Annotated in this window: 19 protein-coding genes; all 19 read right to left on the minus strand. The window is 54.0% G+C overall.

The window, feature by feature from the left end; all coding sequences use genetic code 11:
- Position 1: 1 nt before the first annotated feature.
- Positions 2-526, minus strand: coding sequence for a CDP-diacylglycerol--serine O-phosphatidyltransferase (pssA, locus tag MKY64_RS11420; protein WP_036728490.1), 525 nt, complete (start codon positions 524-526; stop codon positions 2-4).
- A gap of 39 nt (positions 527-565) precedes the next feature.
- On the minus strand, positions 566-2320 hold the full coding sequence (locus MKY64_RS11425; protein WP_209870581.1) for a sensor histidine kinase: 1755 nt from the start codon (positions 2318-2320) through the stop codon (positions 566-568).
- Entirely contained in the window at positions 2317-2997 is a 681-nt protein-coding gene (locus MKY64_RS11430; RefSeq protein ID WP_036728495.1) for a response regulator transcription factor, read from the minus strand. The genes MKY64_RS11425 and MKY64_RS11430 overlap by 4 nt, the downstream gene beginning before the upstream one ends.
- A gap of 793 nt (positions 2998-3790) precedes the next feature.
- On the minus strand, positions 3791-5632 hold the full coding sequence (locus MKY64_RS11435) for an ABC transporter ATP-binding protein (protein ID WP_340953075.1): 1842 nt from the start codon (positions 5630-5632) through the stop codon (positions 3791-3793).
- On the minus strand, positions 5616-7361 hold the full coding sequence (locus tag MKY64_RS11440; protein ID WP_340953078.1) for an ABC transporter ATP-binding protein: 1746 nt from the start codon (positions 7359-7361) through the stop codon (positions 5616-5618). Before MKY64_RS11440 ends, MKY64_RS11435 begins: the two co-directional genes overlap by 17 nt.
- Before the next feature lie 44 nt (positions 7362-7405).
- Positions 7406-7891: a nitroreductase family protein gene (locus tag MKY64_RS11445; RefSeq protein ID WP_339256625.1), complete on the minus strand. Its 486-nt coding sequence runs from the start codon at positions 7889-7891 to the stop codon at positions 7406-7408.
- 483 nt (positions 7892-8374) lie between these two features.
- Positions 8375-9316 carry a ketopantoate reductase family protein gene (locus tag MKY64_RS11450; RefSeq protein ID WP_340953081.1) on the minus strand — a complete coding sequence of 314 codons (942 nt, stop codon included), beginning with the start codon at positions 9314-9316 and terminating at the stop codon, positions 8375-8377.
- Between the two features lie 171 nt (positions 9317-9487).
- Positions 9488-11809 (minus strand): universal stress protein, encoded by a 2322-nt coding sequence (locus MKY64_RS11455; protein WP_340953083.1) that lies wholly within the window; start codon positions 11807-11809, stop codon positions 9488-9490.
- Between the two features lie 63 nt (positions 11810-11872).
- The gene (kdpC, locus tag MKY64_RS11460; protein ID WP_340953086.1) at positions 11873-12493 is read right to left on the minus strand and encodes a potassium-transporting ATPase subunit KdpC; all 621 of its coding nucleotides are present in this window, start codon (positions 12491-12493) and stop codon (positions 11873-11875) included.
- Between the two features lie 43 nt (positions 12494-12536).
- Positions 12537-14570: a potassium-transporting ATPase subunit KdpB gene (gene kdpB / locus MKY64_RS11465; protein WP_340953089.1), complete on the minus strand. Its 2034-nt coding sequence runs from the start codon at positions 14568-14570 to the stop codon at positions 12537-12539.
- An 18-nt stretch (positions 14571-14588) separates the two neighbouring features.
- On the minus strand, positions 14589-16265 hold the full coding sequence (gene kdpA / locus MKY64_RS11470) for a potassium-transporting ATPase subunit KdpA (RefSeq protein ID WP_340953091.1): 1677 nt from the start codon (positions 16263-16265) through the stop codon (positions 14589-14591).
- A gap of 19 nt (positions 16266-16284) precedes the next feature.
- Complete coding sequence (locus MKY64_RS33405) at positions 16285-16362, minus strand: potassium-transporting ATPase subunit F (protein ID WP_076154139.1); 78 nt, start codon at positions 16360-16362, stop codon at positions 16285-16287.
- 228 nt (positions 16363-16590) lie between these two features.
- Positions 16591-16926, minus strand: a complete 336-nt coding sequence (locus MKY64_RS11475; RefSeq protein ID WP_340953094.1) for a hypothetical protein — start codon at positions 16924-16926, stop codon at positions 16591-16593.
- A 184-nt stretch (positions 16927-17110) separates the two neighbouring features.
- Positions 17111-17827 carry a response regulator gene (locus MKY64_RS11480; RefSeq protein ID WP_036728515.1) on the minus strand — a complete coding sequence of 239 codons (717 nt, stop codon included), beginning with the start codon at positions 17825-17827 and terminating at the stop codon, positions 17111-17113.
- Entirely contained in the window at positions 17820-20480 is a 2661-nt protein-coding gene (locus MKY64_RS11485; RefSeq protein ID WP_340953097.1) for a sensor histidine kinase KdpD, read from the minus strand. Before MKY64_RS11485 ends, MKY64_RS11480 begins: the two co-directional genes overlap by 8 nt.
- A 119-nt stretch (positions 20481-20599) precedes the next feature.
- Positions 20600-21439: an RCC1 domain-containing protein gene (locus MKY64_RS11490; RefSeq protein WP_340953100.1), complete on the minus strand. Its 840-nt coding sequence runs from the start codon at positions 21437-21439 to the stop codon at positions 20600-20602.
- Between the two features lie 74 nt (positions 21440-21513).
- Positions 21514-21936 (minus strand): FMN-binding protein, encoded by a 423-nt coding sequence (locus MKY64_RS11495; RefSeq protein WP_339256605.1) that lies wholly within the window; start codon positions 21934-21936, stop codon positions 21514-21516.
- A 46-nt stretch (positions 21937-21982) separates the two neighbouring features.
- Complete coding sequence (locus MKY64_RS11500; RefSeq protein ID WP_340953104.1) at positions 21983-22753, minus strand: flavodoxin family protein; 771 nt, start codon at positions 22751-22753, stop codon at positions 21983-21985.
- 231 nt (positions 22754-22984) lie between these two features.
- A complete protein-coding gene (locus MKY64_RS11505) occupies positions 22985-24574 on the minus strand; it encodes a peptide ABC transporter substrate-binding protein (protein WP_340953107.1) in 1590 nt (529 codons plus the stop codon).
- Between the last annotated feature and the right edge of the window lie 30 nt (positions 24575-24604).

The following is a 24604-nucleotide window of genomic DNA, read 5'->3' on the forward strand; positions in this document are numbered from 1 at the left end:
ATCACTTCCTGTTACCGAATTTTTTGAACGAAGGGAACGGAACCCTGCTTATCATCAGTATAGACAACAGTCCCATAATTAAAATGACCATTTCCGGCTTCAGCCGCTCACCTATAAGTGTGGTCATCGACAGAAGCAATCCGGCTGCCGTAATCGGCATGCCCACGAAGCCCTTGGAAGGAGCCGAGATATTGAATCTGGCCAGCCGCAGCGCCCCGCAGATCAGGAATGCGACCGCAGCGACAGGTCCGACCCACTGCACGTTCTCCAGCCGGTATAACAGAATAAGAAAGACGGGAGCGATGCCAAAAGAAATAATATCCGCCAAAGAGTCCAGTTGTTTGCCGAAATCACTGGTGCAATGCAGCATCCGGGCGAGCAGTCCGTCCATAACATCGCATATCGCAGCCAGCAGTATCATTAATAAAGCAAGATCATAACGTTCTTCAATCGTGAATAGCAGGGAAATTGATCCGAAGCCCAGGTTTCCCAGTGTGCACATTGAAGGCAGCCAGCTCCATTTCATGCTGTTCACTCCTTTCCTGACAAGTTAGTAATGGGCGGCTCAGCCTCCAAAGGTTACACTAAAACAGACGCCGTCCGAGGTGTTCATCACTGCATACCTGCAGCCATGCATATCTAAAATCTGCTTAGCAATGGATAATCCGAGTCCGGTCCCGCCCGTCAGACGGCTGCGTGAAGCCTCGATCCGGTAGAAGCGCTCCCAGATATGCGCCAGCTGATCCTCGGGGATTCGCTCCCCTTTGTTGTGTATGGTGAACAGCAGCTTCTTGGGTGAACTCTCCAAGGTGACGGTTATCGTACTGCCCTCTTCAGCATGACGGATCGCGTTGGTCAGCAGATTGCTGAGCACCTGTTCAATCCATGTAGCATCCGCATATACGGGCAATTCATTCGCCGGAATAATGACCACATCCAGCTGCTTATTTTGAAGGGAATGCACCAGTTTATCGGTCACCTTCTCCGTCATTTCGCTCAGCATGAAGGAGCTTTTGCGCAGCTTGATCGTGCCGGACTCCAGCCGGGCAAGGTCCAGCATATCTTTTACCAGGAACTCCATCTTGTCGGCCTCTTCGATAATGACCTTGATGTAATGATCCTGCTTGCCGGCGCTCACCCCATCCTCCAGCCCCTCGGCGAAGCCCTTGATAATGCTAAGCGGCGTCTTCAGCTCATGGGAGGCACTGGCAAAAAAGTCCTGCTGCATCTGCTCCAGCTTCTTCTTCTGCTCCATCTCCTCCACCAGCTGCTGATTCGTCTCCCGCAGCTCGCCCAGTGCAGTGTCCAGACTTTGGGACAAGGTGAACATGCTTCTGGACAGATTGCCCAGCTCATCCTTCTGGCGGATGGAGGCATGGCCGGTGAAATCGAGCGCTACCATTCGTTTGGCCGTATTATTGAGCTTGATCAAGGGCCGGGTCACCATCTTGGAATAGAACAGCGAGAGGACCAGAATCAGCACGAACCCGCCAAGCCCTAAGTATAAAAAGAACCAGCGCAGCGCTTCATTGGAATCCTTAACATCCTGCAGCGAGGTCACTGAGAACAACAGCTCAATCTCCCCGCTGGCCTGCTTCACGGGCAGAATCATCACGGAATTGCGGATACCGCTCCAGGGAGCCGTCCACTCTTCCTTGACCATATTCAGCTTGCCCAGGCTCTCCAGCTGCCCCGTATTTAACGGGAACCAGTCCTCGATGGCCTCGAAAAGGATGCCCTGGCGCGGGTTCCATATTTTCAGATCCGGCAGGACCAGCTCCGTAATCGTCCCGGTAATGCTTGTGTTGCCCAGCTCCGCCTCCTCGCCTACCGGCTGGAACCCCTGTTTCGTAATCGTGAGCGGGAAAAACTGATTGCCGAGGTCATTCTCCCCAGTGACAAGCTCTCCCTGGATGGTAACCCGGTCATTCTCTTTCAAATGGGCCGACCGGAGCATATCTCCGAACTGATTCATGAACAAGGACATGGGGATCACCTGAGTCTGGCCTTTATCGTCAATCAGCTTCATGCGGAACGGATCTTCCGACTTCATCCGCCCGTCCAGCTTCAGAATGACCATCTGTGTCTTATTGCGCAGCATGAACCGGACCAGCTCGCGGGAAGTGCGGGTTCTGCCCCAGGCTTCTTTGGTGTAGCTTGTCCCGAAGCTCTTAAGATGCTTCTCTACACGGGACTCCTTCTGCGTCTGGTAGAAGCGGTCGAACAGCAGGAACTGGCTGAGGATTACCATCCCGTAGAAACAGACGAAGAAGATCACGGTCATCACGAACAGTTTGAAGGTAATTCCCCATCTTTTCATTCTTCATCCTCGAATCTGTAGCCGGTTCCAATCACTGTTCGGATGTGTCGGGATTCATACCCCAGCTTGCTGCGCAGTTTCTTGATATGGCTGTCCACGACCCGGGAGTCCCCCTCGAATTCAATTCCCCACACCCGGCTGAGGATGGTATCCCGCGAGACCACATGGCCCTTGTTGCGGATCAGCAGCCACAGGAGATCATATTCCTTCGGGGTTAGCTCGACATCGGCGCCTTCCACCTCTAGACGGTGCGCCATGGTGTTGAAGATGGCTGAGCCGAATCTCACTACCCCGGATTCTGGCTGATGTGCGCCTTCAACCCGTTTCATCAACGCGGCAGCCCGAGCCACCAGCACCTTGGGACTGAACGGCTTGGTTACATAATCATCGGCGCCCAGCTCGAAGCCGTGTATTTTGTCGTCATCGGCGGATTTGGCGGTCAGCAGAATAATCGGGGTCGCCGATTTCTTGCGGATCTCCCGGCATACCTGAAATCCGTCCATTTTGGGCATCATAATATCCAGAATCAGCAGATCCGGCTCAAGCGAATCGAACCACAGGAGCGCGTCCTGCCCATTATCGGCTTCGCGCACCTCCCAGCCGTCCTGTATGAAGTAATCCGACACCAGCTCACGGATACGCAGCTCGTCTTCGACAAGCAGTAACTTTTTCTTCAATGTACTCCCTGCTTTCAACCCGTTTATACCTCTCAGCATAGTCGAGTGTTATGTCCTTTATGTGTCCTGTTGTGAAATTGGCTGAAAATTAAGTGGAAAGTGTGTTCTGAAAAGCATGTTGGAGTTACATGGAAGGCCCTTGGTTTCGAGTATGATATACGTCTTAGCTTGGGTGAACGCTGCGCAAACGGAACGTTGTTACAATCGCTGTTGTGTCCAGATTTTTTTCATTCCCCTTTGCGGTGAAAATCCGGACACAAAGGCGAACGCTTCGCTTTTTCACAATCGTTCCGCCCGCTCCGCTGTTTGAGTGTAAGGTGCGAATCTAAAACATACTGAAAGAGAAAGTGGTCCCACCCACTAACACAATCTAAAAGGGAAGTTTCCTCACCAAACGCTCCACTAAACACCTCACCGAACACCTCACTGAACGCCCCACTAAACACTTCACTGAACACAAATGTTGTAGTTTTTGCAGGAACTCTGTTCGTTTAAGCTCAGATCATGCACATTGTTGTATTTATTGCAGGAATTCGGTTAGATTCACAGCTGAGGAGCGCAGATTGTTGTAATTAGTGCAGGAATTCCATCTGTTCGGAGCTGGATAAGGTGCATTGTTGCACTTTGTAACCAATAATATGAACATTCGAAAGAAAGCGATACCGTGAACGGTCACAAATTCAATAGCGACTGGAGCAAAAAACGAAAAACAGCAATTCTCTTATAAAAGGAGGATCGCTGTTTTCCTGTAATTATAACTTTAAGATACAATATTCGGCATTCGCCGCCTTAGTTACCCGGCTTCAAAGGCTTGCTTAAACTGGCTGTTATACAGCTCGGCATATATCCCTTGCAGCGCAAGGAGCTGGCTGTGGCTTCCCTGCTCGGCGATCTGGCCGCCTTGGATGACCAAAATCCGGTCAGCATCCTGAATGGTGCTGAGCCTATGGGCGATCACGAAGCTGGTACGGCCCTTCATCAGTGTCCGCATGGCCTGCTGGATATGCATCTCTGTCCGGGTATCCACGCTGCTCGTTGCCTCATCCAGAATGAGGATGGCCGGATCGGCCAGGATGGCGCGGGCAATGGTCAAGAGCTGGCGCTGGCCGTGGCTTAAGGTAGTCCCGTCCGTGCCCAGCAGCGTATCGTACCCCTGCGGCATCCGCGCTATGAAGCCGCTGACGTTGGCGAGATTCGCGGCCTCTTCCACTTCACGGTCCGTGGCCTCCAGACGGCCGAACCGGATATTCTCACGGATGGTCCCCGAGAAGACATGGGCATCCTGCAGCACCATGCCGAGCTGGCGGCGCAGCCCGTTTTTACCCAGCTCCCGGATATCCCTGCCGTCGATCAGCACCTCACCGCCGCTCACTTCATAGAAGCGCGTCAGCAGGTTGACAATGGTCGTCTTCCCCGCTCCGGTCGGCCCGACCAGGGCGATCGTCTCGCCTGGCTGTGCGGTGAAGCTTACACCGTTCAGAATAGGCGCGCCCGGCTTATAGCCGAACACTACATCCCGGAAAACAACTTCCCCGCGAATCCGCTCCAGCTCCTGCGGCTGCTCCCCGCTGTACTCAGATGGCATATCCATCACTTCAAATACGCGCTCCGCTCCGGCGATTGCCGATTGGATCAGGTTATACTGGTTCGCAAGGTCGGAGATGGGGCGGCCGAACTGCTTGGCATAATTCAGCATACTGACGATGACCCCCACGGTAACCAGCTCATGATAAGCCATCCAGCCGCCAATTCCGGCAATCAGCGCGAAGTTCAGATTGTTAATCAGGTTCATTACTGGTCCTACCAGGCCGGATACGATCTGCGCCTTAATGCTAGCTTGGTTAAGCTCCCCGCTTATTCCGCGGAATCTGGTGACCTCCGCCTGTTCTCTGCGGTATTGCTTAATCACCTTCTGGCCGCTGACCGCTTCTTCAATGAAGCCGTTCAGCTCACCCAGATGCTGCTGCTGATCCTTGAAGTAGATCCGGCTTAAGCCGGTAATCCGGCGGCTAGCCAGCACGACCAGCGGAATGGTTACCAGAGCAACTCCAGTCAACGGCACATTCAGCATCAGCATAATGCCCAGAGAGCCGCTAAGTGTAATCAGACTGTTCAGCAGCTGGGTTACACTCTGATTCAGCGAGTTGGAGACGTTGTCAATGTCATTAGTTGCACGGCTCATTAGCTCACCGTTAGCATGGGTATCGAAGAAGCTGACCGGCAGCTCCTGATATTTGGCGAACAGGTCCCGCCGCAGCTCGTACACCGTGCGCTGGGAGACGGAGGTCATCACATAAGCCTGGACCCACGAGACGGCGCTGCCCAGCAGATAAATGCCGCCCAGAAGGAGACAGAACCGGACCAGCAGACTATAATCCTGCGGGAGGATCGCGGTATCAATGGCTTTTCCTAGCAGGTAGGGTCCGATCAGGGCGAGGACAGCATTCAGAATCGTGAATACATAGACCATAATCAGCCCTGTCCGCTGACGGTTCAGATAGGACCAGATGCGGAGGATCGTTGCCTTGCTATTCTTCGGACGTACCTTGGGTGTTACGCCAACACGGCCGGGAGGCCCGCCGCCTAACACTCCAGGTCCGCCGGGAGCCTGCTCCCTTTTACGTTGACTGGACATAAGGCTCCTCCTCTTCCTTAAGCTGGGAATGGCGGATGTCCCGGTAGATCTCGCTGCCTGCCATCAGCTCGGTATGCGTACCCTGTGCGGCGATCCGGCCGTTCTCCAGAATCAGAATCCGGTCGGCATCTATAATGGAAGACACCCGCTGGGCAATCATAACAACAGTAGAGTCCTGAAGCTCCGTCTTCAGCACCAGGCGGATGCTTGCTTCGGTAACCGCATCCAGAGCGCTGGTGCTGTCATCCAGAATCAGAATGGTCGGCTTAATTAACAGCGCGCGTGCAATGGACAGACGCTGCTTTTGTCCGCCTGACAGGTTCACCCCGCGTTGTCCGAGCTGCGTGTCGTAGCCTTGCGGCATAGCTGTAATGAATCCATGTGCTTCTGCGGCCACAGCCGCCTGCTCCACTTCTTCATCTGTTGCTTCCGGCCGTCCGTAACGGATATTATCCCTGATACTGCCGCTGAACAGCAGGGACTGCTGCATTACGAAGCCGATCCGGCTCCGCAGATGCTCCAGGCTAATCTCCCGGATGTCTGTTCCGTCGATCAGAACGGCACCGGACAAGACCTCATAGAATCTTGGAATCAGACTAACCAGGGTAGACTTCCCTGCTCCGGTAGCCCCCAGAATAGCGATCGTCTCCCCGGGGCTGGCTGCAAAGCTGATATCCTCCAGCACAAGATTCTCATCCCCGCGGTTATAGGCGAAGGAGACCTTGCTGAACTCAATCCGTCCGAGCGTAATGGCTGCTTGGTCCGCCGCAGGCGCTTCGGTAATTTCACTTGTGGCGGCGAAAACTTCATTCACACGGTCCCCCGACACCTTAGCCCGTGATACGAAGGCAAGCATCGTGCTCAGCATCATCATCGACATGAGCAATTGAGTAACATAGTTAATGAAGGCAATTAGTTCACCAACGGGCAGCGCCCCGTTCCAGTTCTGTAGGCCCCCGAACCAGAGCACGGCAACAATGCTGGCATTCAGAATCAGCATCATAAGCGGCATATTCAGCGCCATCAGACGGATCGCCCGGATTCCGGTATCCGTATAGCCGGTATTGGCGGTATCGAAGCGCGTCTGCTCATGGTCTCCACGGACGAAGGCTTTGATTACACGAATGCCGGTGAGATTCTCCTGCAGTACATTGCTCACCCCATCCAGCTTCTCCTGCATCCGGGCAAATAACGGAAAAGAAAGCCGGATCAGCACAAACAGCAGGATGAACAGCAGCGGAACCGCAGCCAGCAGGATCAGCGCCAAGGACGGGCTGATCCGGACCGCCATGACCAAACTGCCGATCAGCAGCAGCGGTGACCGCACGAAGCTCCGCAGAATCATCTGCACGAAGGTCTGGAGCTGCACGACATCGTTCGTCAGCCGGGTGATCAGCGAGCCGGTCTTCAGCCGATCCAGATTGCGGTTCGAGAAGGTCTGGATATGCTCAAACAGCTTGATTCGCAGATCATTCCCGAAATTCTGTGAGGCGATACTTGCACATATCGCACAGCCCACACCCCCAGTCATCCCGATGATAGCGATTCCAATCATCATTCCGCCTGTTGAAAGGATATGCGATAAATCATTCTTCATCAGGCCTTTATCCACAATGCTGGCCATAAGTGCAGGCTGCAGCAGGTCCATCACTACTTCAACTACCATTAACAGCGGGGCAAGCACGCTCCAGAGGGCGTACGGCTTCATGAAGCCCCTGAGCTTCCACATTCAGTTCACCTTCATCTCATCAGTTGTTGCATCTGTTCGTCCGTTTAGGGTAAATATGTGATTTTATCAGTTATTGGTGTTCTCTGTTTGGCAGCAGGCACTTCTGAAGGATACCCTACGGCAAGCACCGCAATAACATCCTGTTCTTCAGGAACGCCAAGCACCTCGCGGCCCTTGGCTGTACCGCCGAGTGACGACCAGAACACGCCTGCTCCTGCCGCATGGGCCGCTAGCATGAAATTCTGGATATAACAGGACACGGCCATGATGTTCTCTTCACGTTCCATTGTGGTAGCGGCAGATTTGGATAAGACTCCAATCAACAATGGAGCACCGCCAAAATCTGTCTTATGGTTCAGCGCTGCACGGGTCTGCGGCCCAATGAACAACAGCTCCCAAGGCTCATTCATCCGGTGGTTCGGAGCATAGCTGGCAGCCTCCAGCCAAGTATTCAGCTCCTCCTCCTTAATCGGGTCTGGCCGGAAGGCTTTGATCGTTCTTCTCGTTTGAATAGTATCGATGATAGTCATAGGTAGTCCACTCCTTCTGTTGTATTTGTATCCACATGGTAATAAGCATATCTCTTTAACACGTTAAATTACAAGGCTTTATAACTAGAATGGAACATTATGTATGTTATGTTGATAGCGGCATCTGGCGAATTCATGGGAAAATGTTGCTGCACTGGCTGCCGCTCATTTGCTCATTTTGGGCAGCAGCATGCTCACACAGCTTAAGCCCGACAAATTGTATGTGGTTTTCGGCATACATTGGGCCCCCGGGCTCCCTCGTACCAGCATATTGTGTGTGGTTTTTAGCATACATTGGGCCCGGGCGCCCTCGTACCTGCACATTGCATGTGGTTTTTAGCATCCACATAAGAAAACCATAGTGATTTACTTAATTAGCAAAAACAGCCCAGCAAACTCCGCCTTAGCGGAGCTTCCTGAGCTGTTCTTTTGGAGGAGTTGATCTGTTCATATGTTCATCTGTACTCCGTGCACTCGTTCATCCTAGGCCTGCTCCAGGGCATATTTCCGCATCGTCTGCTGCTTGAAGTCATCCCAGGCTGGTGTGGACAGACGGGCTTGCTGCATCAGAGGTTCAAAGGCTTGATAGAGCGCCGCAATCTCGCTGAATGAGCCATCAATCAGCTTCATGAAGGGCAGCTTTTGTAACAATCTGAACCCTTGGGCGAGCAGTGCCGGGTGCTTCTTCGCCCCGTTAACCAGGGAGGCGGGGTTAACGGGTAGGCCAAGCGCGGAGAGCACGCGGAACCCTTCATCCATTACAGCAACCGCCTGTTTCCAGCGGGCGGAGTCTTTGCTTGCTTTTTCCAAATCAAAATCATATAGATAAATGACCGACATCACCGGAATAATTGAAACAATGTGACTAAGGAGCCAGGCGTTAATATCCTGCGAATAATCCAGCTTATACTTCGTCTTATGGAAGGCTTCTGCAAGCTCCGTCTTGAACGGAACCTCACCCTCCAGGCTGCCCAGTACCATCTTGCCGCCACCGCTTACAACGATCACACGCCCGTCTTCCTCACGCGTCCCGCCGTTTATCTGGAAGCCAAACGCAATATTCTGCGGAATCCGGCTATTCTCCTTGAAGAACTGCTGCATCCCGCGGGTATCCCCGTTATTGCCAACAAGCACAATATTCGTACTTCCGTTGTCCGCCAGAGCCGGCAACACCGCCGGGAAGTCATTGTATTTCATCACGACGAAGATCAGATCATAGACATCGTCCCTCCGCAGCTCGGATATCACCTTCACCTGATCTACAGTCGTTTTGCGCTGAAAATAATGCCGGAGGACCAGTCCGTCCTTCTGCAATTGGCCCGCCCGCTTCGTTCTGGCCAGCATCGTAACCTCATTCCCGCCCCGTACCAGCACATGTGCCAGATAACTGCCTATCACCCCTGCACCCATCACTAATATTCGCATCCAGTATCCCCTCTCCGCTTCAAACAGTTTTATTAAAATGAACATCTGTTCATTAGGTTAGCAGCGGGGACTCTACTAGCGCAATTGCCAATGGTGCCAAGGATGTCAATTACTGAACAAACCCGTGTAAATTGTACATTATCCGTACCACTCCTATGCCGCAGAGCCGCTTCATTCCATTATCTGCGTATGAACGGCCACGATCAGCATATCCATATGCCGGGCATGCCGCAGCAGATATTGAACGAAGCTCGTTATGAACAGGCTGCGCAGGAAGGGTCTGCGGGATTGGCCGATGATTACCTGCGTAGTCTGCATATCATTCATCCGCTGGAGCAGATGCTTATAAAGATGCTTGCGGCTTCCCGCCTCCGTAATGTCCATTACCCCGCCCAGCCGCTCGGTCAGAGCCCTCAGCGTATCCAGCCGCTTCTGCTCCTCCGCCGTCTTCATGCGGGCACAGTGCACGTAGTGAACATGCCACTCTGCCTTCAGGCGGTGTGCAATGCGGAAGCCGCGGCGGACCAGCCGTTCAGCCTGCGGTCCTGTGTCTACACAGACGAAGATAACCTCCCGTCTGCTCCAGGGTCCGCGTAAGGCAGGCTCACGCTCCCAGGCCTCCAGCCGCTCATCCACATCATCGGCAATCTCGCGCAGGGCCAGTTCACGCAGCGCGATCAGATTGCCAATTCTGAAAAAAGACTCCAGTGCCTGATTGACCTTCTCCTGCGCATAGATCTTCCCTTCCCGCATCCGCTGCTGTAGCATCTGCGGAGTCACATCAATCAGCTCCACCTCACTCGCCATCCGCAGGATGGCATCCGGCACCGTCTCGCGCACACGCACACCGGTTAACTGCTCCACAGCATCGTTCAGGCTCTCCAAATGCTGTACATTAACCGTGGTAATGACAGAGATCCCATTCTCCAGCAGCTTGATCACATCCTCATACCGCTTCTTGGTGAGGCTGCCGGGGACATTGGTGTGGGCCAGCTCATCCACCAGCACCACCTCGGGACGGCGGGCGATAATGGCCGCTGTATCCATCTCCGTAAGCTCAGTGGACTGGTAGGCAATCCGCGCTCTCGGAATCATCGTTAACTTGCCCACCTGCTTGCCGGTTTCCTCTCTCCCATGGGTCTCCAGCAGTCCGATAACCACATCGATGCCCCTGCCCAGCAGCAGATTGCCTTCCTGGAGCATTTTGTAGGTTTTGCCTACGCCGGGGGCTGCACCGATATACACCTTGAAGGTGCCCCGGCGGATATCCTCGATCCGCCGCTCCAGCTCCCGGCCGGTCAGCCGGTGGAACGGTTCCGCCGCCATCTTCACAGCGGGACGGACCGGCAGAACCCGTTCTCCCTCCTGCTCGGCACGGTCAGCCATCAGGAACACATCGATATTCCGCGTCCGCCGCAGGACACGGCTGGCAATGGAGCCTTGCCACTTCTCCTGCCAGCGGCTTTTCTGCGAATGCCCCATCACAATTCGGGTGACATTGTTCTGAATGGCATAGCGCACAAGCATGGAAGGCAGCATCCGCAGGCGCAGCAGCTCCAGCTCCTCGAACCGCGCCTGAATCCGTTCGGTCAGCTTTCGGATGGAGCGCTTGAATACCTGCTGATCCTTGGTCAGGGGACGTCCGCGCAGGAGGAACGTAACGATTAGCAGGTCTCCGTTCAGCCGTTTGGCAATCTGCTGTCCCCTTCTAATATAGAGGGAACCGTTCCAATGATACTGCGCGGATACCAGAATCCGCTCTGTTGCACCCGAAGGGCCGATCAGTCCTTCGGCCTCGCGATGCTTTTCCAGGGAATCATTGACTCCTTCGGCCATCAGCCGCAGCGACACCTCACGGAGAACGCCAAGGTTGCCCCGGAGGGATAATGCCGGATGTGCTCCCTCACCAAGCACCCCCTCCTCCAGCCGCTTGAGAATCGTTTCCGGCGACACATCGATCAGCCGTACCTCATCGGCGAGCTCCAGTGTATTGAGCGGCACGGTGCACTCCGCACGGATGCCGGTCATTTCATAGATCTGCTCGCCCACACCGGCCAGCTCATAGACATTAATAGTCGTGATTACGCTGATTCCCTGATCCATCAGATAACGGATGTCCGCAAGTCTTGTCGGGAAGCGGGCCTCCGGACGGTTGCGGTGGGCCAGACCATCGACCAGCAGCACCTCAGGATTGCGCTCCACCAGCGCCTCAAGCGGCAGATCCTTCTCCTCCTTGCCGTCCTTCAGCCAGTGAATGCTGGGCACGCGCTCCAGATCGCCAAGCTGCTGAACCGTCTCCGCCCGGCCCATAGTGGAGACGGCACTGATCACCACATCAATTCCCTGTTGCTTCAGCAGCTTGCCTTCCTCCAGCATATGATAGGTTTTGCCGGAGCCGCTGACCGAGCCGATGATGATCTTCAGCCGCCCCCGCTGGAGCTGGTAGATAGAATATAGAATCTCCTCAGGAGACTTGCGTTTATAGGGCGCCACGGACTCACCTTCTTTCTATTCTCACAACTCACAACTGGAGGAAGCAGTCTGTGCGGAGTCCGCTTATTTCGCCATCTCCGTCAGCGCCAGATTCAGCTTCAGCACATTCACCCGTTTCTCTCCGAAAAGCCCCAAATCGCGCCCTTCGGTATGCTCTTTCACCAGCGCTTCCAGGGTATCTGCCGGAATGCCGGTCAGCTTGCTGATCCGGGGAACCTGCACGAGCGCCGCAGCCGGAGAAATATGCGGATCAAGACCCGATCCGGAATTCGTAATCAAATCCACAGGGAGCTGACTTACAGGGACGCCGGGATTGTCCAGCTTCCACTGGGCAATGGAATCCTTGGTGCGTTGAAGCATATCGGGATTTGACGGCCCGTAGTTATTCGAGCCCGAAGCTTCGGCCTTGTACCCGATACTGGAGACACGGCTCTGGAACATAGCCTGGTTCGTGAAGCTCTGCCCGATTAGCGCAGAACCGACGACCTTCCCGGAAGCATCCTTCAGCAGGCTACCGTTCGCCTGGGTAGGCATCAGCACCTGGGCAAGCGCGGTGGAAGCCAGCGGATAGATCATTCCGCAGAGAATAATGAATACGATGCTTAACCTCACCGTAGTAAAGACAAAAGCTGCTGGTGAAGCGGAGACCTGCTCTCCGGTTGTCTCATGTGTAGATTGTGGCATGATGATTACGCCCTCCTTATATATTCAATCGTCTGCCGGACCCCTAGATCCATATACTGACGAGCATATCAATCAGCTTGATGCCGGCGAATGGAACAGCGACTCCGCCCAGACCATAGATGACAATGTTGCGCGTCAGTAGTCTGGTCGAACTCATCGGCTTATAGGAGACCCCGCGCATAGCGAGCGGAATCAGCAGCGGGATGATAATCGCGTTGAAGATCAGCGCCGAAATAATAGCGGAGCTTGGGGACCCTAGACCCATGATGTTCAGGGCTTCCATCTCAGGAATTGCGAGCGTGAACATCGCCGGAATGATGGCGAAATACTTGGCAATATCGTTAGCGATGCTGAAGGTGGTCAGCGCCCCGCGTGTCATAAGGAGCTGCTTCCCGATGGCTACAACCTCGATAATCTTGGACGGATCAGAATCCAGATCGACCATATTGGCCGCTTCCTTGGCAGCAGTTGTCCCGCTGTTCATCGCCAGCCCCACATCGGCCTGGGCCAGCGCGGGAGCGTCGTTCGTTCCATCCCCGGTCATGGCGACCAGCTTGCCCTCGTTCTGCTCCCGGCGGATCACCGCAATTTTATCCTCCGGAGTACTCTCAGCTATAAAATCATCGACCCCGGCTTCACGGGCAATCGTAGCGGCGGTCAGCGGGTTATCCCCGGTACACATAATCGTCTTGATCCCCATGCTGCGCAGCTCGTCGAAGCGCTCCTTCATCCCGGGCTTGACGGTATCCTTCAGATAGATTAGCCCGAAGATCCGGTTATCTACAGCAACCGCGAGCGGAGTGCCGCCCAGCCGGGCGATAGCATCCGAGTTGCTGTCCAGATCGTTCGGTACGGCACCGCCTTGCGACAGCACCCACTTCTTCACGGAATCGACCGCTCCCTTGCGCACATAGCGTCCGTCCCGCAGATCCATCCCGCTCATCCGGGTCTCTGCCTTGAACTCAATGAACTCGCCGCCGTCCGCGAGGCTGCTCTCATACTGAAGCTCCAGCTTCTTCGCCAGCTCCAGGACAGAGCGCCCTTCGGGCGTCTCATCCTTCAGCGAGCTGACCGCCGCCCAGGCTGCAAGCTCGGCTACAGTTGCTTCGCCTACCGCAACGAACTCACTGGCCATCCGGTTGCCGAAGGTAATCGTCCCCGTCTTATCCAGAATCATCGTGTTGATATCCCCGGCAGCTTCCACCGCCTTCCCGGACATCGCCAGGACGTTGAACTGCGTCACCCGGTCCATTCCCGCAATCCCGATGGCCGACAGCAGCCCGCCGATGGTGGTCGGAATCAGGCAGACGAGCAGTGCAATCATGACCGGAATCTCCAGCTTCACCCCGATATAATCCGCGATGGGACGCAGGGTGACTACGACAATCAGGAAAATAATCGTAAGGCTGATCAGCAGCGTGTTCAGAGCAATCTCATTCGGTGTCTTCTGGCGCTTCGCCCCTTCGACCAGCGAGATCATCCGGTCCAGGAACGATTCTCCCGGATCACTGGTGATCCGCACCTTGATCTGGTCGCTGACTACCCGGGTACCGCCGGTCACGGAGCCGAAGTCGCCTCCGGCTTCCTTAATGACTGGAGCCGACTCCCCGGTGATGGCCGATTCGTCCACAGAAGCCAGCCCCTCGGTCACTTCCCCGTCGCCGGGAATCAGTTCACCTTGGCTGACGACCACGATATCGCCTTTGCGCAGCTCAGAGGCAGGTACCTGCTTGACCCCTGATCCCGCCAGCTTATTGGCGGTGATGTCCTGCTTGGTTTTTTTGAGCGAATCGGCTTGTGCCTTGCCCCGGCCCTCCGCCAGCGCTTCCGCGAAGTTAGCGAACAGCACGGTGAACAGCAGGATGAAGAACACGGTAATATTGAAGCCTACCGCATGCTCCGCATGGAAATACCCCGGCGCCAGCACCATAAGCAATACGATAACCGTCCCAACCTCCACGACGAACATGACCGGATTCTTCATTAGAGTCACCGGGTTCAGCTTCACCAGACTATCCTTGGCAGCACTTAGCAGGATGGGACCCGTCAGCAGCTTCTTTCTGTGTACAGTACTCATTCTCGTCTCTCCCTTTCCCTACCGTAAAGTCAAATATTCTGCAACCGGACCGAGGACAATCACCGGCAGGAAGGTCAGCGCGCCGATAATCAGCACCGTACCGATCAGGATGCCTGTGAACAAGCCGTTGTCTGTGCGGAAGGTTCCTATGGTCTCCGGCACCGGCTTCTTACGCAGCAGGGAACCGGCAACCGCCAGCATGGCGATCATCGAGACATAACGGCCCAGCAGCATGACCACCCCGGTGGTGATATTCCAGAAGGAGGTATTATCCGCCAGCCCTTCGAAGCCCGAGCCGTTATTGGCCGCAGCAGATACGTATTCATACAGCACCTGGGTCATCCCGTGGAAGCCGGGGTTACTGATACTGCCTTTACCGAGCTCCGTCAGAAAAGCGGCCGCCGTCGGTAACAGAATAATCAGCGGATGAATCAGAATCGCGATGGCGATTAGCTTCATCTCCCGCGCTTCAATCTTGCGGCCCAGGAACTCCGGCGTCCGGCCCACCATCAGCCCGCAGAGGAACACGCCGAGGATCGCATACATGAGCATATTGATCAGCCCGACACCTTTGCCGCCGAACACGTTATTCAGCATCATGAGTGTCAGCGGGGTAATACTGCCGAGCGGCGTCAGCGTATCATGCATATTATTCACACTGCCGGTAGTGGCTGCCGTTGTAACGGTGGTGAACAGCGCCGACTGTGCGATGCCGAACCGGACCTCTTTTCCCTCCATACTGCCCTGTGAAGCATCTATCCCCATGGCGTTAATCGCCGGGTTGCCCGCACTTTCCGCAGCGTAATTCACTCCGAGCAATACCACGAACAACGTCATCATCGCGCCAAAAATCATCCAGCCCTGCCGCTTGTTCCCGGCGAACTTCCCGTACATATACGGCAGAGATGCGGGCAGCAGCCACATGGAGAGGATCTCCAGCACATTGCTCAGCGGACGCGGATTCTCAAAAGGATGCGCAGAGTTGGCTCCGAAGAAGCCCCCGCCGTTCGTGCCGATGTGCTTAATGGACTCCAGGGAGGCCACCGGACCGATAGCAATCTGCTGGGTCTGCCCTTCAAGCGTGGTGACTTCCAGCGTAGGCTTCAGGGTCTGCGGCACATGAAGCGCTACAAGCGCCATTGTTACAAGCAGCGCCAGCGGAATGAAGATCCGGATATGCGCTTTGACGAAGTCCTCGAAGAAGTTCCCTACCGAGCGGCGGCCCGTAATCCCTCTGACACAAGCAACCGCAACCGAGAAGCCGCTGGCCGCCGAGGTGAACATCAGCATCGTCATGACCGCCATCTGTGAGAAGTAGGACACGCCGCTCTCCCCGCTGTAATGCTGCAGATTCGTATTGGTGACGAAGCTGATCACCGTGTTGAAGGTAAGCGTCTCTTCCATATTGCCAATCCCGCCCGGGTTGAGCGGAAGCCCCTTCTGCAGCCGCAGGAAGAGATAACTGAATGCCACCAGTACAAGGTTCGTTACGATGAAGCTGAGCGCATATTTCTTCCAGGACATCCCGCCCCGATGCTTCAGCCCGATCAGACGATAAATCCCCTTCTCCGCTGCGCCGAACACCCGGTCTGTCCGGTTCGGTTCATTTGAGAATACATGATATAGATAAGTGCCCACCGGCTTCACCAGCAGTACGAGTATTAAGATAACGACTATAATCTGCACAATCCCCACGGATGGCCCTCCTAAGTAGTTAGAATTTTTCAGGATGAATCAAAGCATAGCCCAAATACAGAAACAGCAGCGCAGTAGCTGCGAGGACAACTGCCATTACTCCGTCCCCCCTTGCTCATCGGTCACACGGCTGCACCATTGTACAAACGCATAGAATACCGTGAATATCGCTGCCAGCATTGCCGTCATATACACATCCATCATCGTCTTTGCCACTCCTCACCTTATGGTAATCTCTCTCTTGTAACTTCCGGTCTAGCGTATCATTTCTCCCATTAGTTCAGGGTAAGGGTTTCCTCAGGCGCATTAAGATTGTATTAAGACTTCAGGAGGAATGGTAAATCTCTTCACCCAGCACCCTGTTGACCGCCCCTATAAAAGCACCATAACCCCCGTCCGCTTCCATCCGGTGCGGGAGCGCCCAGGCAAGGATCACTTCCGTCTCCTGACGATCGAACTCGAAGCTGGTCACAAGCAGCTCACTGACCTCACGGGCCGAAGCCCCGCAGGCAAACTGGTATGCGGCAGCGTACACCCCGCTATTCTCATAGGTCCACTCTTGCAGCAGATCGATCCGGTCATAATGCCGCTTGATCAGCACCAGCAGCGCCGTCAGCACCGTCACCCATCCGATATTTCTCATCCACTCATCCATCTCCATGCCTTCTCTCCAGTATGTTAACTTCAGAATTCAGCGTACCATTCCCGCCATTAGTTCAGGATTAGGGTTTGGTTCTACAGATTAAGATTACGTTAAAATACCGCCGGAACGGCAAAAAAACCATGCCTGCAAAGGCATGGTTAGGAACACTATGAAACACGCTATACGGCTTCCGTAAGCCAGTTCAAATCACTCGGCTGTCGTCTCCCGCCTGCAGCATCCGGTAGCCCACACCGATATGGGTCTGGATCACCTTGGGCTGGGAAGGGCTGCGCTCAATCTTCTTGCGGAGCGTAGCCATGAACACACGGAGCGCCGGAATATCATACGTAGGACTGCCCCAGATTTCATGCAGGATATAATTATGGGTCAGGACCTTGCCGACATTCTTCGCCAGCAGACACAGCAGCTTATACTCAATCGGCGTCAGGTGGATCTCATCATTGTCCAGCCAGACACAGCCCGCGGCATAGTCAATCCGCAGATTTCCGTTCGCAAAAAAGGCCGAATCCTTCATCAGCTTCTCGCTGTCCCCCCGGATTCGCCGCAGACTGACCCGCAGCCGGGCGAGCAGCTCCTCCACGCTGAAGGGCTTGGTCAAATAATCATCGGCTCCGGCATCCAGCGCTTCGATCTTGTCGCGGTCCTCGCTGCGGGCACTGACCACGATGATCGGAAGGTTCGACCATGCCCGGATCTTCCGGATAATATCCACACCGTCCATATCGGGCAGACCGAGGTCCAGGATCATCAGATCCGGCTGACTGGATACGGCCTCCAGGATGGATGCCTCCCCCGTCTCTGCGGTATGGTATTTATAGCCCTGAGTCTCCAGAGTTGTGGTAATCAGCTTGCGGATCGGCTTGTCGTCTTCGACGACCAGAATCATGGGTTTATTCATGGACATTCACCTCCTCTGCCAGCAGGGTGAAGCGGAAGACCGTTCCCTGCGGTGCATGATCTTGTACTTCAATATGCCCGCCATGGGCATGAATAATTGATTTGCAGAGCGCAAGGCCCAGGCCCAGACCTCGCCTGCCGTCTCCCCGCACGTTGTCCGCTGTATAGAACATCTCGAACACCTTGGCCTTCGCTTCCGGGGATATTCCCGGCCCATCGTCAGCGACCTCGACCACTACTAGCCCCTTCTCCTGTCTGGCAGATAGGGTAATATGTGAACCCGACCCGCTGTACTTAATCGCATTATCCACCAGGTTGATGATCACCTGAATGATCAGCCGTGAATCCATCCGGGCCATCAGCAGCTCGTCTTCGAGCACCACCCGGATCACATGATCCTCCTTGTTGCGGTTCACATGCAGCAGCGCTTCCGCAATCACTTCCTCCAGCAGCTCCGCCTGAAAATTCAAGTGAAGCGCACCATTATCAATCCGCGTAATCGACAGCAGATTCTCCACCAGATTGATCAGCCAGATCGAATCGTCATAGATATCGCTGTACAGTTCCTGCTTCTGCTCCTCGCTCAGCACCGCCGAGTTGCCGATCAGGATGCCCGCGTTACCGGAAATACTGGTAAGCGGCGTACGCAGATCATGCGAGATGCCGCGCAGCAGATTGGCGCGCAGCTGCTCCTGCCGGATTTGCAGGGAGCTTTCTTTTTGCAGCTCGTTCAGCTTGTCTTTCTCCAGCGCGAGGGCGCATTCACCAAGCATGGCGATCATCAGACTTGATTCGAACACCTCCAGCGGTTCTTCCTGCTGCATCACAATTCCTGCTACTGCAAACACTGTATCGCCGCTTCGCACCGCATGATACAGACATTGGGCCGCCGAGAAGGTATCGGTAGACGCTCCGGCCCGTTTATTGTTCCGCAGCACCCATTCCGCTACCTCGCGTTCCGCTTCCAGCTTAGCCTTTTGAGCGTCCATCGTACTTCCATCCTTGTTGTACAGCAGCGGCTCCGAGAGCCCATCGCCCACAACCTCATAGATGATGATGCTCCGGTCCAGCAGCTTGAGCATTTGCAGCGCGGTCTCGCTCAGAATGGCGGGCGTGTCTTTGGCCTGCTGCAGCTTCCGGCTGGTCTCCAGGAGCACCTCGGTGCGGTAGGCTTTTTGCGCCGATTCTCTGGCCTGCTCTTTCACCCGCAACGTCAACGTACTGGTGATGAACGAGGCGGCCAGCATGACGAGGAAGGTCACCGGATACCCCGAGTCATAGGCCTGAAGCGAGAAATAAGGCTCGGTGAAAAAATAGTTAAAGACCAGCACGCTCAAAATCGACGTCGCCGCGCTGTACAGCCGTCCTTTTGTAACCATCGCATCGAGCAGAACACCCAGAATATAGACAGTGATAATGTTCGCTTCACTGAAGCCGAGAACCTTGAACCATAACCCTATGATCGTGCAGACCAGCAGAATCCCCAGAGTTTTGCCCGTATCAGCCAGGGTGAGAAGCGGAGGTCTGGCATATTGCGGAATTTTGGATTGCAAGGCAGACTCTTGATCCGGGATGATATAGATGTCGATATTCGGAGCAGCAGCCGTCAGTTTGTCTACGAAACCCGAACCGACGGACCAGCGGCTGCGATTCTGCGACCGGCCCAGGATGATTTTGGAGACCCGGCTGGTTTTGGCATATTCGGCGATCTGTGCCGGCACATCCTCCCCGTAGACAGTGGCAACCTGCGCATTAAGCTGTTCGGCCAGCCGCAGATTCTCCCGCAGCTCCGACTTGTTCCTTGCCGTTAACTCTTTCGTTCGAGAGGTCTCCACGTAGAGAGCAGTGAATTCCCCCTGTAAATCTTCGGCCATTCTCGCCGCTGTGCGGATGACCTTCTTGTTGGATATTGCCGACGACAGGCAGACCAGGATATGTTCTCTGCTGTACAAGTTGGCTTCCACTGCCCGTTCCCCTAACCTGCCCTCATAACGTTTGAATTGATCCGCCCTGTACCGTTGAGCCAATTCCCGCAAAGCGATCAGCTTCTGGGGAGTGTACAGATCACCGGCCTCCTGCCGGAGCTGCCCCGTGGAAAAGATTCGCCCCTCATGCAGACGCTTCAGCCAAATGTCCGGACTGATATCAATGAACTCGACCTGGTCCGCACGCTCGAACACACTGTCGGGAATACGCGCTGGCTCAGCCATTCCGGTCGTGGATGTTACAACATCGGTCATACTTTCCAGCTGTTCTATACTAACCGTAGTGTAGACATCTATTCCCGCGCGCAGTAGCTCCTCCATATCCTGAACCCGCCGCTTGTGGCGTACACCCGGAGCATTGATGTGGGCCAGATCATCCAGTAAAATCAAGTCCGGCCTCCTGCGGATCGCCTGGTCCAGATCGAATTCCCGCCGGGTGGTCCCGTTTACAGGAATGTCCAGCGGCGGCAACAGCTCCAGTCCGTTAATAAGCTCCGCTATATCTGCTCTGTCATGGGCTTCAATGTAGCCCGCCAGCACCTGTTGGCCGTTCTTCTGCTCCACATGGGCAGCCTCCAGCATCGCCCGGGTCTTCCCTGCTCGCGGTACATAACCGAAGAATATCCTCAGCCTTCCGCGCCGCTTCTTCGCTGTATTTTCCCCTATCATCTGAAGGTTTCCTTCCTTCTAAGCCCAACTATAGGCTAGCCATTGTACACTGTAGCGTTAGTATAGCATGTGCATAATGAGCATAGTATTACGGATTCGGCTGTGGCATTAAGATTGCATTAAGATGATCGACCATGCTGCAGCGCTGTATCACATTGCCCATACGCATTACTCCCCGCCGTAACCACTGAGCCATCCTTCTGTAGACCGAGCGTGTGGGTGCAGCCTGCCGCTATGGCAACGATATCCGTCCAGCCGCTTACCTCGCATTGTCCGTAATCATTCCAGCCTGTAGCCGTCACCGTACCATCCCATTGAAGACCTACCGTATGATGACTGCCAGCCGTGATGGCCTTAATCTTGCGCCAACCGCCTACTTCACCCTGTCCGCGCTTGTTCAGACCTGTAGCTACTGCTGTACCGTCTACTCTAAGTCCGGCCGTATGAAGATAACCCGCTGAGATCATCTTCAGCTCCTGCCAGCCATTCACATTCCGCTGCCCATAGCGGTTGTTCCCCGCCGTAATAGCCGTACCATCGGCCTTGAGTCCAACTGTGTGCCAGTCTCCTGCGGTAACCGCAACGATATCCGACCAGCCACTGACTTCACATTGACCCTCGTTGTTTCTTCCCGCCGCAACCACCGTTCCGTCTGTCTTCAGCCCGACCGTACGCCGCCAGCCTGCCGTAACCGCAACGATATCGTGCCAATCGTCCACGTTGCATTGATTATGCTTATTCCAGCCTGCAGCGATCACTGTTCCATCCGATCTTAGCCCTACTGTATGCGAATTCCCTGTATGAGCATTGCCCGCTGCAACCGCAATTATATTACGCCAGCCGCTTACCTCGCATTGCCCGTATGTATTTTCGCCGCAAGCCCGCGCGGTTCCGTCCGGCAAGAGCAGAACAGAATGGCGGTATCCCGCCGCGATGGCGGATAATGAGTCAGTATGCATATGGATGTTGCTCCTTTAGTTTCTTTTTCGTGTAAGGATCTCATAATGGTATTGCTAGTATTGCAAAATATTTGTTACATTTCAACGCTCTTGTGAAGGGCATTCTCTATGGCCTTGAGATAGGCTTTACTTGTAAGCGTGGCACCGCTGATGCTGTCTACCTGAAGCGATTGAGCCTGGATCACTCTGCCGAACAATTCATCTGCCGACGCCGCAGGCTGATTCTCCGCATGCTCCAGGAGCTGGATCGCTGTAACTTTGTGCGCTGTGACGGTAACCAGCACCTTATTCGCCCTCCATTTATACATTCCGCCAGCATATTCACCTGTATACTCACCTGCATGCAGCTTGTTGAAGTTCACTTGATCAATCTCTACATTCCGCGCTTCACGGCGCTCTTTCTCTGTATACAGCAATGCCGCGCCTGAGCCGATTAGTCCCACGAGAATCACGGTTAGGCACAACAGCAGCAGGTTGCGTTTCCACTTCTTTTTCATGTTGACCCTCCTTATCGTGAATGAATATTTTTAAGTTCATTCATTGTTAAGCGCGTTTAGCCATTCTTTTACCGATTCTGTCAAACAGATGTCCGGCCAAACTTTTGACAGGACCCAGAGAGACCGGATAATAATACGCCGCTTCAAACCAGCCGTTAGCCTGGTAATGCCGGTAATCCTTCGACCGCTCATCCAGCATATGCTGAATACTGGTCCGGGACAGCCGGAACATCAGCAAGCGGAACAATGTGGGAGCCGGCGGTGCCGGACGCATCAGTCCTTTGTAGAAGCGGGCCGCAGACTTGCGGATTCTCACTGCATTCTTCTGCGCGGCTGCCGGGGTAACTGGCTCCATCGTACTAAGCACACACCCTTTGGTAACCTGGAAACCCAGATTCTCTCCCATGCTGCTAAGATATTTGACAATCGCATTCCCGCCGTGAATCCCCTGATTGACGACCGACGTATACGTCTTGCCGAAGAACTGCGGCCGATGGAACACATACGCCAGCCGGTCCAGCAGATTCTTCATCGATGCCGAGACATGGAAGGCGTAATTGGGAGTCGCCATAATCACACCGTCCGCGCTCTCCAGCTTCTCGATCAGCACATCCCGGTCATCTTTGAGCGGACAATATTCTTCGCCCTTACTGAAACAGGTTTTGCAGCCCCGGCAGAACTCCAGCCTATAGTCCTTGAGGAAAATGTACTCAAACTCAATCTCTCCGTAAGTTCGGAGCTGTGCTTCAAACTCACGGACCGCTCTGTACGTATTGTTCTTCTGCTGATTGCCGATGATTGCGATGACCTTCTTCATGATTGTCCCTCCAGAATAGAATACAAAATAGTGGTTCTCTTGATACCTGCCCAGATTATGAATGAATAATTTTATATTCATTCATAACGTATATTAACATAGATATGCGCTGTTGTCTGTACGGACACGGCTTGATTTTGAACGATTGGTGAAGAGCTTCCGGGCCAAAAGAAAGAAGCCACAAGCAGCAATCTGCTCATGGCCTCCTGATCCTTGTATTCTAAACGCTTTTCACCGCCACGAGCCTCTTGTGAAAGCTATGGACCCGTCATAGTCAACATATACATTTTTGATATTAGGATGACTCAAATAATCAGTCACAGTGTAAAACAGCGGAATAACTGCCATATGATCCATGAGCAGCTGTTCGGCCGTGGCATAGATCTGCATACGCGTGCCGGGGTCGGCCGCCTGCCGGGCTTGCTGCATATAACGGTCATACGCTGTATTGCTCCACCCTGTATCATTGGAGACATTCTGTGAACTGAACAGCTCCAGCATCGAGGCCGGATCATTGAAATCAGCGCTCCATCCCGCTCTTGCTATAGCATAGTTCTGATGTATACGATTATCCAGCAGTTCCTCGAAGCTTTGGATTTCTACACTCGCTTCAATGCCTAAGTTCTTTTGCCAGTCCTTGATCACTTTACTTGCTATAACGTCATGATTGATATATTCATTCACGATAATAGTGAAGCTGGGGAACTTGGTGAGTCCCGCTTCTCTCATGCCTTCCTTCAGTAATTGCTTGGCCGCCGCCACATCCTCATGAAAGTACATCTTGTCCGACATCTCTGTGCGGAAATTCAACTGGGTCCCATGAATACTTGGCGGCACAAATCCAAACGCCGGATTGCCGTAACGCAAGGCTTCACGTTCAATCGCCATCGCCAATGCCTGGCGGATCTTCAGATTGTCAAACGGCGGCTTAGTCAGATTGAATTGATAAAAATAGGTGGAAGCATACGGCCCTTCATGCAGGTCGCGGTAAGATGCGCTATCTAAGGATGTATAATCCACTGATTCCACCCCTCCGCCTCCAACCCAGTCAACCTCCTTGTTCATATAAGCGACTGTCGGATTCTCAGGCAGCAGCAGACGTACCTCCGGCAGCTTAATTTCTTGGGCCGCATAATAAGCAGGATTTTTAACTATAGAAATCTCATTACTCTTCCATGTCTTGAGCTTGAAGGGACCATTGGTTACCATAGACTTAAGGTCTGTTGCCCATTGGTTGTCAGCCTTCGCAGTCTTAGCGTACACCGGAAAATAGATACTCTCTGCGAGCAGTTGGATGAAATAGGAGGTTTTCTCCTTTAATGTGACCTGGAGTGTGGTGTTATTCAACGCCTTTACGCCGATTTTGGAGGTATCCTTCAGAAGTCCCTCGTTGTAGTTCTGCGCATTATTAATCATGTACATATTAAAAGCGTAGACATTCTTGGCTTCCGGAGCCAGCGCCCGCTTCCACGCATACTCGAAGTCCGAGGCCAGCACCTGCTGCCCGTTGCTCCATTTCGCATCCCCGCGAAGCGCAAAGGTATACGTTCTGCCATCCTTGGAGAGGGTCCATGATTTTGCTATTGCCGGAACGGCCTGACCAGACGCATTCAACCGGACCAGTCCTTCAAATAACCCTTTGAGAACCGTCACTGTGCTGTCATCCGCAGCTGCTGCCGGATCAAGCTGATCAGGAAGACTTCCCAGACCGATACGCAATACCTTATTAGCTTGTGCAGCAGATGAAGTACCTGCCCCTCCCGTGAGCGTTACACTCATCATTAAACCTACTGCCAAAATGATATAAAGCAACCTTTTCATCAACGTTTCCCCTTTGTAAAGTCATTATGT

The sequence above is a fragment of the Paenibacillus sp. FSL R7-0210 genome, from assembly GCF_038009085.1.
Classification (GTDB): domain Bacteria; phylum Bacillota; class Bacilli; order Paenibacillales; family Paenibacillaceae; genus Paenibacillus_AQ; species Paenibacillus_AQ silagei.